The organism is Kouleothrix sp. 19917 (genome assembly GCF_057073505.1).
Genome location: NZ_CP097099.1, coordinates 5,206,855 through 5,220,214, shown reverse-complemented (window position 1 = coordinate 5,220,214; position 13,360 = coordinate 5,206,855). Strand labels below are relative to the sequence as shown.

General features: G+C 64.4%; 12 protein-coding genes and 1 tRNA gene. 6 read left to right on the top strand and 7 right to left on the bottom strand.

Annotation, left to right across the window (positions count from 1 at the left end; translation table 11 throughout):
* Nucleotides 1–49: 49 nt before the first annotated feature.
* Nucleotides 50–532 carry a hypothetical protein gene (locus tag M1P90_RS21165; protein ID WP_483697299.1) on the top strand — a complete coding sequence of 161 codons (483 nt, stop codon included), beginning with the start codon at nucleotides 50–52 and terminating at the stop codon, nucleotides 530–532.
* Between the two features lie 230 nt (nucleotides 533–762).
* Here M1P90_RS21165 and M1P90_RS21160 read toward each other — a convergent pair.
* Together M1P90_RS21160 and tnpC are read right to left on the bottom strand one after the other, a co-directional pair.
* Nucleotides 763–838: transfer RNA gene (locus M1P90_RS21160), tRNA-Gly, on the bottom strand.
* An 87-nt stretch (nucleotides 839–925) separates the two neighbouring features.
* Complete coding sequence (gene tnpC / locus M1P90_RS21155) at nucleotides 926–2,293, bottom strand: IS66 family transposase (RefSeq protein ID WP_483697298.1); 1,368 nt, start codon at nucleotides 2,291–2,293, stop codon at nucleotides 926–928.
* Between the two features lie 181 nt (nucleotides 2,294–2,474).
* Between tnpC and M1P90_RS21150 the strand changes: the two genes are divergently transcribed.
* The 3 genes from M1P90_RS21150 (at nucleotide 2,475) to M1P90_RS21140 (ending at nucleotide 7,207) form a co-directional block, all read left to right on the top strand.
* Entirely contained in the window at nucleotides 2,475–3,200 is a 726-nt protein-coding gene (locus tag M1P90_RS21150; RefSeq protein ID WP_483697297.1) for a ThuA domain-containing protein, read from the top strand.
* 152 nt (nucleotides 3,201–3,352) lie between these two features.
* Complete coding sequence (locus tag M1P90_RS21145; protein ID WP_483697296.1) at nucleotides 3,353–6,169, top strand: LuxR C-terminal-related transcriptional regulator; 2,817 nt, start codon at nucleotides 3,353–3,355, stop codon at nucleotides 6,167–6,169.
* Nucleotides 6,170–6,256: 87 nt separating this feature from the next.
* Nucleotides 6,257–7,207 carry a c-type cytochrome gene (locus tag M1P90_RS21140; RefSeq protein WP_483697295.1) on the top strand — a complete coding sequence of 317 codons (951 nt, stop codon included), beginning with the start codon at nucleotides 6,257–6,259 and terminating at the stop codon, nucleotides 7,205–7,207.
* Nucleotides 7,208–7,292: 85 nt separating this feature from the next.
* Here M1P90_RS21140 and M1P90_RS21135 read toward each other — a convergent pair whose 3' ends face one another.
* The 5 genes from M1P90_RS21135 to rsmI form a co-directional block, all read right to left on the bottom strand.
* Nucleotides 7,293–7,976, bottom strand: a complete 684-nt coding sequence (locus tag M1P90_RS21135) for a glycosyltransferase family 2 protein (protein ID WP_483697294.1) — start codon at nucleotides 7,974–7,976, stop codon at nucleotides 7,293–7,295.
* Nucleotides 7,977–7,979: 3 nt separating this feature from the next.
* Entirely contained in the window at nucleotides 7,980–8,327 is a 348-nt protein-coding gene (locus M1P90_RS21130; RefSeq protein WP_483697293.1) for a hypothetical protein, read from the bottom strand.
* A gap of 49 nt (nucleotides 8,328–8,376) precedes the next feature.
* Nucleotides 8,377–9,540 (bottom strand): aminotransferase class I/II-fold pyridoxal phosphate-dependent enzyme, encoded by a 1,164-nt coding sequence (locus M1P90_RS21125; RefSeq protein ID WP_483697291.1) that lies wholly within the window; start codon nucleotides 9,538–9,540, stop codon nucleotides 8,377–8,379.
* A gap of 160 nt (nucleotides 9,541–9,700) precedes the next feature.
* A complete protein-coding gene (locus tag M1P90_RS21120; protein ID WP_483697290.1) occupies nucleotides 9,701–10,477 on the bottom strand; it encodes an SDR family NAD(P)-dependent oxidoreductase in 777 nt (258 codons plus the stop codon).
* Nucleotides 10,474–11,373, bottom strand: a complete 900-nt coding sequence (rsmI, locus tag M1P90_RS21115) for a 16S rRNA (cytidine(1402)-2'-O)-methyltransferase (protein WP_483697289.1) — start codon at nucleotides 11,371–11,373, stop codon at nucleotides 10,474–10,476. The genes M1P90_RS21120 and rsmI overlap by 4 nt, the downstream gene beginning before the upstream one ends.
* 447 nt (nucleotides 11,374–11,820) lie before the next feature.
* Between rsmI and M1P90_RS21110 the strand changes: the two genes are divergently transcribed.
* On the top strand, nucleotides 11,821–12,501 hold the full coding sequence (locus tag M1P90_RS21110; RefSeq protein ID WP_483697288.1) for a helix-turn-helix transcriptional regulator: 681 nt from the start codon (nucleotides 11,821–11,823) through the stop codon (nucleotides 12,499–12,501).
* 161 nt (nucleotides 12,502–12,662) lie between these two features.
* The gene (locus M1P90_RS21105) at nucleotides 12,663–13,268 is read left to right on the top strand and encodes a superoxide dismutase (protein ID WP_483697287.1); all 606 of its coding nucleotides are present in this window, start codon (nucleotides 12,663–12,665) and stop codon (nucleotides 13,266–13,268) included.
* Nucleotides 13,269–13,360 lie beyond the last annotated feature (92 nt).

The following is a 13,360-nucleotide window of genomic DNA, read 5'->3' as shown; positions in this document are numbered from 1 at the left end:
ACAATGCCGCGTCTGCGTGCCGTCGGTGCGTCACATGGAAGTCGAGTCTATGGACATTTCATTCCGCCCCATGACCCTGGCCGATGCCCAGACCCTCGTTGGCTGGCAGTATTCCGCGCCATATACGCTGTACAATGTCGCGGCTGATGATGCGGCGGAAGCGCTTGAGTTCTTCGCTGACCCCGCCAACGCCTACTATGCCGGGCTCGGCGCGCAGGGCGATCTGGTAGCGTTCCGCTGCTTCGGCGCGGATGCGCAGGTGCCTGGCGGCGATTACCCGCCCAGCGCGCTGGACACCGGCGGCGGCATGCGCCCCGACCTGACCGGGCGGGGGCTGGGTTTGCCGGTGCTGCTGGCAGGCTTGGCGCTTGGCCGGCGGCTGTTTGCCCCGCGCGCGTTTCGTGTCACAGTTGCGGCGTTCAACAGGCGGGCGCTCACGGTGGTTGGCCGGGCGGGATTTCAGCCTGCTCAGCGTTTCACGCGGGCAGCCGATGGCCGCGAGTTTGTGGTGCTTGTGCGCGACCCGGCGTGAAGTGGTTTGCCGGCGGGGCAGGTTTGCGGCCGGCGGGGCGTATCGCATACGCCTTGCAGGCGGCGGGGCGTATCACATACGCTTTGCAGGCGGCGGGGCGTATCACATACGCTTTGCAGGCGGCGGGGCGTATCGCATACGCCTTGCAGGTTTGCCGGCGGCGGGGCGTATCGCATACGCCTGTTTCAGTAAAAAACAAGCGCGCGGCTTTCGCCACGCGCTTGTTCGTTTGGAGCGGGAGACCGGGTTCGAACCGGCGACCTGCACCTTGGCAAGGTGCCGCTCTACCAACTGAGCCACTCCCGCATCACCACGCCCGGGAGTATAGCATACTTTCCCCGAACATGCAAATCGACTGTATTTTGTAACTGTTCACGATCGGGGTAAAAGACTTTAGGCGGCTGGGGTGGCTGGCAGGCTGAGGAGGGCGAGGCATTGCTCAAACGGATTGAGCCCGCGCGCCTGCCAGGTGTGGAAGAGGCTGGCCAGAGCCATACGGGTCTTCGTGCCCGCCGCGCTGCGTGAGCCGCCGCTGACCTTGCGGATCACCACCACTGGGCGAATGGCCCGCTCGGCCAGATTATTGTCCGCGCTCAAGCCTGGCACGAGCACGAACTGGAAGAGCTCGTCCTCATGGCGCAGCAGTCGCTTGGCCACCGCCTGGCAAGGATGCGCCTTCACGCGGGCATAGCGCAGCCCCAGCGTGTGCGTCTGGCTGGTCAGGGTCACATACTGCGCCTCGCGCTCCTGCGGCGGCGCCAAGGCAGGAGCACCAACCCATGCCTTGGCCGCGTCGTATGCTGCCCGCACCTCCTGCGCCCAGCCCTGGACATCGGCGTCCTGGGGATGCGCCTCCTTCAGCGCGTGCAGATCGCGCAGCAGATGCACCCAACAGCGCTGGTGTTTGCCAGGGTAGTCGTTATAGCCGACATAGAAGTCACTCACCAGATGGCCGGTAAACTGGCCGTTTAGGATCCGCTTCACCACGGCCTGCGCACGCGAGCGGTCGTACTCGTAGTAGCGCACCGCATCGTCGCCGGGCGTGCTGAAGCTCCAGACATAGCCGTTCTGGCCGTTTTCGCGCCATCCGGTCTCATCGCCGTGCAGGATGCGGCTGCGCCGGGCCTGCTGTTTGAGCGTCTCCACCGCTGGCTGCACCGCCTGGCGCACGTCGTGGAGGACTTCCTGGATGCCGCCGACACTGAGGGTCAGCTGGTGAACACTGCGCAGATAGCTCCGAATGGCCGCCAGCGGCAGGCGCATCGTGGTGCGCAGAAAGCTGATCAAGCTGGCCAGGCGCACCCCGATACGGCCCCGCCCCAGCACCTGGCCGCTGAGGTCGAGGTGCGGATGGTGCCACCGCCGGCAGACCGGGCACCAGCGTTTGATCACCCGATGCGCAATAATCTCGACCGGCAGCGGGGGAGGGAGCTCGATCACCTGGCGCGTATAGTCGATGCTCTCGCCGCGCAGGTGGTAGTCACAGTCGGGGCAGCGCTCAAGCGCGTGATCAACCGTATGCGTGGGCGTCTCGCGCCTCCGGGCCTGGTTATGGCGGGTGTCACGCTTCTTGCGCGGCGGCTTGGGCTCGGTATGGGCGGGCTTGTTTGGCTTGAGGAAGGGCGGCGGGTCACGCCGCTGCTGCTCCAACTCCGCAATCCGCGCAAGTGCGACCGCGAGGTGCTCCTGCAACTGGGCAACCAAGGCGCGGAGTTCGGTATTCTCGGCCCGCAGGCGGGCGTTCTCTTCCTCAAGCGTCATGGCTGCGAGTATACCACCTCGTAGGAGAAGTGTGAGCTTTTACTGTATTTTTGCATTCCAATGCGATCCACGCCGGGGTGCGCTCCTTGCTGTAGAGCCATACCATGCCGTTTTGACGCGGGCGGGGCGCTCGCATATACTTGCGCAGCGCAATTCCCGCTTGCTATGAAAGGAACGTTGCATGACGACGCCCACCCGCATTACGGTCTGGAACGAATTTCGCCACGAAAAGGACACGACGCACCCCGCCAGCACGATCTACGCCGATGGTATCCATGGCGCAATTGCCGAGGGCCTGAGCGCGCACAGTGATTTTTCCGTGCGCACCGCCACGCTCGACGAGCCCGAGCACGGCCTGACCGAGGCAGTGCTGGCCGAGACGGATGTGCTGTTCTGGTGGGGCCACATGGCGCACGGCGCGGTGGATGATGCGATCGTCAACCGCGTGCATGCGCGCGTGCTGGATGGCATGGGCCTGGTGGTGCTGCACTCCGGCCACTTCTCGAAAATCTTCAAGAAGCTGATGGGCACGACCTGCGACCTGAAGTGGCGCGAGGCCGACGACAACGAGCGCATCTGGGTGCTCGAACCGGGCCACCCGATCGCGGCTGGCCTGGGCGAGACGATCGAGCTGGAAGAAGAAGAAATGTATGGCGAGCGCTTCGACATCCCCGCGCCCGAAACGCTGGTGTTTATGAGCTGGTTCAAGGGCGGCGAGGTGTTTCGCAGCGGCTGCTGCTACACGCGTGGGCGCGGCAAGATCTTCTACTTCCGCCCCGGCCACGAAAGCTACCCAACCTACTTCAACCCCGAAATTCGCCTGGTGCTGGCAAATGCCGCGCGCTGGGCCGCGCCTGTGGCTGGCCCCAAGCCCGTGTTCGGGAACGCCAAGCCGATCCAGAAATAGCTCGGCAGGCAGGGAGGCAGGAAGATACGAGGCACGAGCCAGCAGACATTGACCGTGAGATTGCCCGTGTTTGTCTCGCGCCTCGTGTCTCGTACCTGAGCTATCTGTACATCAACCGGTACACCATCCGTTACAGCACCAACAGAGATACCATGTACGCAGCACATGATTTTCGCAGTTGGATGCGGCACATCCGCGCCGAGCAGGATCTGACGCAGGAGGCGCTGGCCGAGCGCGTTGGCTGCTCTGTCGAAACAATTCGCGCCTTTGAGGCCGAGCGCCGCCGCCCCTCGCGCGCCATGGCCGAGCGCCTTGCCGACGTTCTTCTGCTGCCTTCCGAACAACGCGCGGCGTTTTTACGCCTTGCGCGCTCGTTTGCCGAGCATGCGCCTGCCACTGCGCCCGCGCCCCTGCCCGAGGCGGCTCCTGCCGCTGCGCCCGCGCCGCAACTCCCCCGGATCGCCGCGCCGCCAACCGCGTTTATTGGCCGCGACGCCGAGCTTGCTGCCGTTATGGCACGTTTGCGCGACCCGGCGTGTCGGCTGCTGACGATCGTTGGGCCGGGCGGCATTGGCAAAACGCGGCTGGCACTGCAAGCGGCGCTTGAGTGGCAGAAAGCCGAAGCCCGCGACGTCGCAATGGTGCTGCTCGCGCATGTTGGCGTGGCCGATCAGCTTGCGCCCGCCGTTGCCGAAGCCCTCGGAATAACGCTCCCGCCCCGTCTTGCGCCCGACGCCGGGCTGCTGTTCATGCTGCGCGACCGCGCGCTGCTGCTGATTCTCGATAACATGGAGCACCTGCTGGATTCTGCGCCGCTGCTGGCAGCGATTATGCGTGAGGCACCCAGTGTGCGCCTGCTGGCAACATCGCGCGAGCGGCTGCGCCTGACCAGCGAGTGGGTGTTTGAGCTCAAGGGCTTGAGCCTGCCCCGCAACGACAGCCGCGCTGCGATCGACCGCTCCGATGCGGTGCATCTTTTCGCAGAGCGCGTGCGCCAGCTTGCGGCCGAGCCAGCGCTGAGCGGCAATAACCTGCAGGCAGTGGCGCATATCTGCCGCCAGCTTGGCGGCTCGCCACTGGGCATCGAGCTGGCGGCCAGCTGGTGCCGCGCGCTTTCGCCCAACGAGATCGCGGCCGACCTCACTCGCGGACTGGATCTCTTGAGCCGCACCGACCGCGATGCCGACCCGCGCCATCGCTCCATGCGCGTCGTGTTCGAGCAATCGTGGGCGTTTCTGCCGCCCGAAGAGCAGCACGCTCTCGCCCGGATGTCGGTGTTTCGTGGCGGCGGCGACCGGCAGGCGGTTACGCACGTGGCGCAAACGAGCCTGGTGACGCTGACGGAACTGCTCGACAAATCGCTGCTGCGGCGCGAAGAATCTGGCGGCGCAACGCGCTACACGCTTCATGAGTTGGTTCGGCAGTTTGCCGCCGAAAAGCTCGCCCGCGACCCAATCGACCAAAACGCGACCGAACAGCGGCATATGGCGTTTTATGCCAACTATCTGCAAAGCGCATTTCTGCCGAATGCCGACACGAGCACGGCACCCTGGCGGCGAGTGCAGACCGATATTGATAATCTGCACGCCGCGTGGTCGCACGCCGTCGCTACCCGCAACGTCGCCACGCTTCAATCCATGGCCCGTGGGCTGATGACCTTATTTGACGCGCAGGGTGTAGGCCAGGAAGGCATTGTGCTGCTCGAACGCGCCGCTGAAGCGCTGAGCACAGATGCTGCGGCGGCCGGCGCGCGTGGCCGCATCCTTGGCTGGCTTGGCTACCTGCTGTTTCGCGCCAGCCGAAAAGAAGAAGGTGCCGCGCGCGTGCAGCAGGGCATGGCGCTGATGCAGGACGACGAAAGCGCGATTGGCCTGGGCGATTTGCTGCACAACCTGGCCTGGTTCGATTTCTTTGCCGGAAACATCGTTGCCGCGCGCGCGCAATGGGCGCGTGCCGAGCGCGTTGCAATCGCCTCCGGCGACGTGTTTATCGAGCTGTGGGCCACGCTTATGAAGAGTGTGGCCGAAACCTTCCTGGGCCAGTATGCGGCTGCCGAAACCGAAGTGCTGGCCTGCCTGGCCCGCTGGCGGCAGCTCAAACTCAATCGCGGCATTACCTCGTCGCTTACGGCACTGAGCGAAATTGTGCGCCTGCTCGGGCGACACAGCGAAGCCGAGCGCTATGCCCGCGAAGCGCTGCACCTCGGTATCGAAGGGCTCGATCCCATGATTGTCGCATGGGCGCTGCGCGAGCTTGGCATGGTGGCGTATGAACAGGGCGATTTGAACGAGGCGCGCTACCTGCTGAGCGAAAGCTCCGAAGGCATGCGCGCCGCTGGGGAACGCTGGCTGTATGGCCGCAGCCGCGCGCCGCTGGCGTGGGTGGAGGTGCGGCGCGGCGACCTGCCGAATGCGCGGCGCGGCTGCAAGGAGCTGATCCAGCTTGTGAATTCGGGCGAGGCGCTCTTGCTGCTCGACGCAGCGTATGCGGTGGCGCTGGTGCTGCGCGCCGAAGGCCGCGTGAATGACGCTCAGGCGATTCTCGGCCAGCTTGTGGGCGTTGCTGGCGAGCCGGGCACAGGGCAGCTGATTGACGAACTTGTGCCGCGCCCACAGCCCGCGCCGCGCCTTGGCCCGCTCGATCCAGCCGCGCAGCAAGCCTTCATGGATACCCTGGAACGGCAGTTCGACGCCCCGCCCGCCGCTGCCATTCCCAGCGCACAGGCTGTGGCTCCTGGCGGCTTGTTCATCCCCGAAACGGGCGAAACGCTCAGCCCGCGCGAAGTCGATGTGCTGCGCCTGCTCGTCGCTGGTGCGAGCAATCAGCGCGTTGCCGACACGCTGGTGATCAGCCTGCACACGGCGAAAAACCATGTCGCCAATATTTTGCAGAAACTGGGCGTGGCAACACGCACGCAGGCCGCTTTACAGGGCCGCATCCTGGGTGTGCAGCCACGCCAGCCGCAATAGGTCGGCAAATAGTTCGCCCGAGCTATTCCACATCCAGCCCGCTCCCACTATGCTACCGATAGCAACACCTATCGATGTGAGGGAGCGATGTTTATAAATATTCTGATCTGCCTCGGGCTGCTGGCCGTCGCTGGCTTGTTTGTCTGGCTGGCGCGGCGTGCCTTGCGGCTGCGCAATCCGTTCGCCCGCTGGTCGCTCGCGGTTGTGGCCGCGCTGCCGGCGCTGCTGCTCGTTCTCATCACCGGGCTGATTTCCTACGGCTACTACTCGCTCTACCGGCCCCGCAGCGCGCCGGCCATTCAGCTCGACACCAGCGCCTCGCCGGCACGGCTTGCGCGTGGCGAGCACCTGGCGCGCAGCACCTGCGTTGCCTGCCACACCACGGGCGGCGAACTGCCGCTCAGCGGCGGCATCGACCTGAGCGTCGACTCGCCCTTGCCAATCGGCAGCCTGACGCCGCCAAACCTGACGCCGGGCGGCCCGCTCAAGGATTGGAGCGACGAGGAGATCGTTCAGGCCATCCGCAATGGGCTGCATCAGAACGGGCGCGTGCTGCTGATGCCCACCGAGGTGCTGCGCAACCTGAGTGATGAAGATATTGCGTCGCTGGTGGTGTTCCTGCGCAGCCAGCCCACCGTCGCAAACGAAACCCAGCCCATCTACGTCTCGCCGGTGCTGGCAATGTTTGTGGGCGCGGGCCTGGCCCCAGTGGGCGAGAAGCCGGTGGTGGAGCCAGTGGTCGCGCCGGCCAAGGCACCGACTGTGGAGTATGGCGGGTACATTCTGAGCTACCAGGACTGCCAATCGTGCCACGGCCCGGACCTCAACGGCTCGCCCGGCGGCCTGGGACCGGCTGCGCCAAGCGTCCGCGCCTTCCTGAAGAACTGGACCGCCGAGCAGTTCATCCAGACCATGCGCACCGGCGTCGATCCGGGCGGCCACCCAATCCAGCCGCCGATGCCCTGGAAGATGATCGGCCAGATGGACGATGACGAGCTGACGGCGCTGTATCTGTACATCCGCAACATGCACGAGTAGCGCGGGCAGCGAAAAGGGTTCGGGGCGCATTCGACGCCCCGAACCCTTTTCGCTGCCACGAATGTGCGCAGGCCGAAAACGCGCGCTAATCTAGAAAGCGATACTTCAGCAGCGCGAGAATGGCATAAAAACCCTGGCTCGGCTTCATCTTCTTGCCTTCTTCGTAGGTGCGGCCCAGGTAGCTCACCGGCACCTCGTAGACCCGATGGCCGCGCTTCAGCACCTTGGCGGCAATCTCCGGCTCCAGCCGAAAGTCGTTGCTCTTCAGGGCCAGGTCGCGCATGATCTCGGTGCGCATCACCTTGTAGCACGTTTCCATGTCCGAAATCCAGCAGTTGAACAGGAAATTCGTCAGGAAAGTCAGCCCTTTATTCCCCAGCGCATTCCAGAAGTACATACCCGTATGCCGCCCCGAAAAGCGCGAGCCAAACACCACATTCACGCGGCCCTCGGCAATCGGCCGCACCAGCTCGTAGTAATCCTCAGGGTCGTACTCCAGGTCGGCATCCTGAATGATCACGATCTCGCCGGTGGCGCGTGCCAGCCCACTGCGCACCGCCGCGCCCTTGCCGCGATTGGTTGGGTGGCGCACGACGATCATATTCGGGTCGCTGGCGGCCTCGCGCTGCAGGATCGCAAAGGTATTATCGGAAGAATTGTCGTCCACCGCGATGATCTGCATATCCATCTTGATCGCGCGGACTTTTTGCAAAATCGACGAAATAGTTGCCGCTTCGTTGTAGCACGGCATGATCACCGAAAGAACCATATATCACCGTAATGCCAGTAAAACTATCGGCACAACAACAAGCGCCACCAGAACCAGCAAGCCCACCAGTAGCTTGAGCTGCTCGGCGCTGCGCCGCGCGGCCAGTTGCTCACGAACGGCCGGGTCGTAGGGAACCGTGGGCTGTTCGTCGAACAAAATGCGGCTGAGCGTGCCGGGCGAATGCAGCAGCCCGCTGGTAATTGCCCGCACCAGCTCGCCAGCCGTCACCAGTGGCGGCGCCCAGTAGGCAGTTTCGGCGCTGATGGGCACGCCGGTGAGGGCGCAGCGCAGCGGCTCGGCGTCGTTGGCGGGCTGGTTCAGCGAGAGCTTGTTGGCGTAGTCGATAGCCATGGTGCGAATCCTCCTCGTGTGTGTTGAAGCTAGGTTGCTGTTTTGAAGCCTAGAGATATGGCTTCACAAAGCGCTCGATCCGGTCAAGCGCGGCCTCGATCTTGTCGAGCGACGAGGCGTAGCAGGCGCGCACAAAGCCCGCGCCGCTCGGCCCAAACGCGTCGCCCGGGATCACAGCCACCTGCTGGTCGTGGAGCAGTTGCTCGGCAAATTGCTCGCTGGAGAGGCCCAGGTGGCTCACCTGCGGGAAGACATAGAACGCGCCCTGCGCCTCGAAGGTCGGCAGGCCGATCTGGTTCAGGCCGTCGACGATCACGCGCCGCCGACGGTCGTACTCGGCCACCATCTGGCGCACATCCTTTTCGCCGCTGCGCAGCGCCTCAAGGCCGGCATATTGCGCCACCGTCGGGGCGGACATAATCGCGTACTGGTGGATTTTGCGCGTCGCTGCGGTCACATCCACTGGCCCGGCCAGCCAGCCCAGCCGCCAGCCCGTCATGGCATAGGCCTTCGAAAAGCCGCCCAGCAGCACGGTGCGGTTGCGCATGCCCGGCAGCGATGCGAAGCATGTATGCTCGACGCCATACACCAGCCGGTCGTAAATCTCATCGGAGAACACCAGCAGGTCGTACTTCTCGGCAATCGCGGCGATCTCCAGCAGGCGCTCGCGTGGCATCACCGCGCCGGTCGGGTTATTCGGGTAGCCGATCAGAATGGCGCGCGTGCGCGGCGTGATCGCTTCCTCGATGGCGTCGCCCGTCACCTGAAACGAGTTTTCCACCGATGTGCTCACCGGCACTGGCACGCCACCGGCAAAGACCACGCTGGCCGGGTAGGCCACAAAGCTCGGCTCGGGGATGATCACCTCGTCGCCGGGATTGATGGTGGCGAGCATCGCGTTTTGCAGCGCCTCGCTCACGCCTACGGTGATCAGCAGCTCGGTTTCGGGGTCGTACTCAATGCCGTAGAGCTGTTTCATATGCTCAGACAGCGCCACGCGCAGTTCGAGCAGGCCCGAGTTCGAGGTGTAGGCGGTGTAGCCTTGCTGCAACGATTGGATGCCGGCGTTGCGAATCTGGTCGGGTGTGACAAAATCGGGCTCGCCAATGCCAAGCGAAATGACATCGGGCATTTGCGCGGCGATATCGAAAAACCGCCGGATCCCCGACGGCGGCACCAGCGCGACGCGCTCCGCAATTCGTTCCTGGGTCATTCCTGGGCTCCTTCTTGCCGGCGAGGCCGGCTGTTGTTTCATGACCACAGGCAACCGCGTTGCGGGCGTATAGTAGCATAGCGCGCCGTGTGCGGCTAGACGCCTGTGGATGACCGTAGTACTATTTTCTTCCCGGCGCAGGTCCCATTTTTACCGTTTCTTACCCAACCAGCCGCAGCACCAGGCGCGTCAGGCCGGGAATGGGCTGCGCAATAATCGAAAGCGCGCGCCCGTACCAGGGCACGTACACCTCGCCGTGGGTGCGCCGCGCAATGGCGCGCACCGTGGCGTCGGCCACCTGCGCGCTGGTGCAGCTGGTCAGGCGCGTGATGCGCGGGTACTTGGCCGCGTCGGCGCGCTGCTGGAAGCCGGTGCTGGCGACGCCCGGGCAAACCAGCGCGCAGCGCACGCCCGTTCCGGCTAGCTCGACCATGAGCGTGCGCGCCAGCCCAACCAGCGCGTGCTTGCTGGTGTTGTAGAAGCCCATGTTCTGGGTCGCCACCAGCCCGGCCAGCGAGGCCATAATCACAATCTGGCCGCCGCGCCGCGCCAGCATGTCGGGCAGAAAGGCCTGGATGCTGCGTACCGCGCCGTACACATTCACGTCGATCATTTCCTGCAAATCGGCCAGCGGCGCGTCGGCCAGCCGGTCAAGCACGCCAAAGCCCGCGTTGACCACCAGCACATCGGCGTGCCCGAAGCGCGCGCGCGTGGTGGCGGCCAGTTCTGCCAGCGCGGCTTCGCGTGCCACATCGGTTGGCACGGCCAGCGCGCGCTCGCCGCTCGCATCCAGCTCGTTCGCCAGCGCCGCCAGCCGCTCAGCCGAGCGCGCCGCCAGCACCACGCGCGCCCCCCCTGCCGCGCAACGCCGCGCAATCTGCTCGCCAAAGCCACTCGACGCGCCGGTGATCACAATCGCTTTGTTGTGCAGGTTCACGCGCCCTCGTTCTCGTCAAGCCCAACCCAGATCTGGTAGACCAGGCTTTTGTTGATCTTCAACTCGCGCGCAACCTGCCGCGCCGCCGCGCTGCCGCTCTTGCCCAGGTCGCGCAGCTCGCGCAGGCGCGCGGCCACTTCGGCCTCGCTGGGCAGTTGTTCTTCGGGCGCGATGCGCAGCTCGCTTTCGCCCGGTTCGTCAGCAAGCTGCGCCTTGCGGGCCGTGGCCCAGCGCCGCCCTTCCACCACCAGCGTGAAGTCGCCGCGCGGCCGGTGGCGGCTGTAGTAGGCCAGCACCTGGCTGATGCGCTGGCGGCGAAATTCTTCCTGCGGGCGCGTCAGCTCGCGCGCCACGGCCATGCGCCGGTCGCCCAAAATGCTCAGCATGTCGGCCAGGGTATCGACGACGCGATGGGGCGCTTCAAAGCACACCAGTGTCTGGGGCGCGTCGGCCAGGCTGTTCAGCAGGGCGCGGCGCTCAGCGCCCCGGCGCGGCAGTGCGCCCAGGTAGCTGAACTGGTCGGTTGGCAGGCCCGACGACACCAGCGCCGCGACTGGCGCGCTTGGGCCGGGGATGGGCGTAACCTGGAAGCCGGCGGTGATGCACGCGCTTACCAGCTCGAAGCCGGGGGCCGACATGCCCGGCGTGCCCGAGTCGGCCACCAGCGCCACGTCGCCATTCGCCAGCGCCGTCAGCAGTTCGTCGACTTTCGCGAGCTTGTTGTGCTCGTGGTACGAAATGCAGGGAACGTCGATCTGGTGGCGTGCCAGCAAGCGCTGGATTTGCCGCACATCTTCGGCGGCGATCAGGCTGGCCTCGCGCAGCACCCGCAGGGCGCGCAGGGTAATATCCTCGGCATTGCCGATTGGCGTGCTCACGAGAAAAAGTGTGCCCATGCCCATCCGCTGCTGAAAAGGCTTCTGCGTAGGCGCAAGTCTACGGTTATCGCCAAACACTGTCAAGTGACAAGCCGTGCCAATCAGGGCCATGCCAAAGTCGCAAAATTTATCCGCAGATTGCGCAGATTACGCAGATGATAGACCTCTCATACCGAATACCGATAATGCCTTCTGAATTGTCATGCTGAGCGAAGCGAAGCATCTCTTTAGGCTATGAATAGGAGATTCTTCACTACGCTCGCGCTTCGCTCAGAATGACAAAGTGCAAGTGTTGGCCCGAACTTGGTACTATCTGTGTAATCTGCGTAATCTGTGGATTGATCGCGCTCCTGTTCCAACATTGGCATGGGCGCCACGCGGCACTGACATCTCGCGCTGGGGCTGGACAAAAGGCCAGTTTCGATAGTATTTGCTTGACAAAGTCAAAACGCGGGTGCTATACTCATGCCATTCACACGGAATGTCGCATTAGTATCGGTGGAATTGCGCATGGCCCTGGAGCACTGGGAACAAGGCGAAACTCGCGCGGAGATTTTGCAGCTGCTGCGCCGCAACGGCCAGATGACGGCTGCCGAGCTGAGCGAGGCGCTGAACATCGGCGCGGTTGGCGTGCGCCAGCATCTGGCGCTGCTCGATCGCGACGGCCTGGTGCACACGGCTGGCGTGCGGCGCGGCGTCGGCCGGCCCAGCCACCTGTACGCGCTCACCACGGAGGCCGAAACGCTGTTCCCCAAGCGCTACGACCGGCTGCTGCTTGACGCGCTGGCCTTTGTCGAACAGCAGGGTGGCGCGCCCGCGCTCGACCAACTGTTTGCGGCACGCCGCTTGCAGCTATTCGAGCAACTGGCCCCGCGCCTGGCTGGCAAGCCACGGGCGGCGCAGGTTGCCGAGCTGGCGGCGGCGCTGACCGAACAGGGCTATATGTGTGAATTCCGCCAGCTTGCCGATGGCAGCTTCGAGCTGACCGAGCACAACTGCCCGGTCGATTGCGTGGCCCGCGATTACCCGCAGGCCTGCGCGCACGAGCTGAAGCTCTATGAAGACGTGCTCCACGCGCCTGTCACCCGCGAGGACGTGATTGCGCAGGGCGCAAACTGCTGCCGCTACCGCATCGCCGCCGAATAACGCTCCCGCACATTCATAACCCAGCGCAGCAACTCACCGAATTTATCTGCGTGCCGCCGGTTTGCGCTGGCGGCGCGTTCTTTCGCCACGAACCGTGGCCCGGTTTATGCGATTCACGTGCGGAGCGCCCGCACCTAGTCGAACACAATAAGGAGGATTTCATGGCCTTTACATTACCGCCATTGCCGTACGACTACAGCGCACTTGAGCCGCACATCGATACCCAGACAATGCAGATTCACCACGACAAGCACCACGCTGCGTATGTCACCAACGCCAACACTGCGCTTGAGAGCGCGCCCGACCTGGCGAGCTACAGCGCCGAAGACCTGCTGAAGAACATCAACGATGTGCCCGAGTCGATCCGCACGGCAGTGCGCAACAACGTCGGCGGCCACGTCAACCACACCATGTTCTGGGAGATCATGGGGCCGAACGGTGGCGGCGAGCCGAGTGGCGCGCTGGGCGACGCGATCAGCCAGGCGTTTGGCAGCTTTGCCGACTTCAAGGCCAAGGTCAACGACGCTGGCGTGAAGCGCTTCGGCAGCGGCTGGTCGTGGCTGGTGATGGGCAGCGACGGCAAGCTGCAGGTGATCAGCACCGCCAACCAGGACAGCCCGCTGATGGACGGCCACACGCCGCTGCTGGGCGTCGATGTGTGGGAGCACGCCTACTACCTGAAGTACCAGAACCTGCGCGCCAAGTACCTTGAGGCGTGGTGGAACACGGTCAACTGGGAAGAGGTTGCCAAGCGCTTCGGCCACTAGTGCGCCGTTGACGCGGGAGGTGGAGAATGGGAGATGGGGGTTTAGGCTTCGGAAACCCATCGTCTGAAACTTCTCTGCGCCTGCATTCGGCA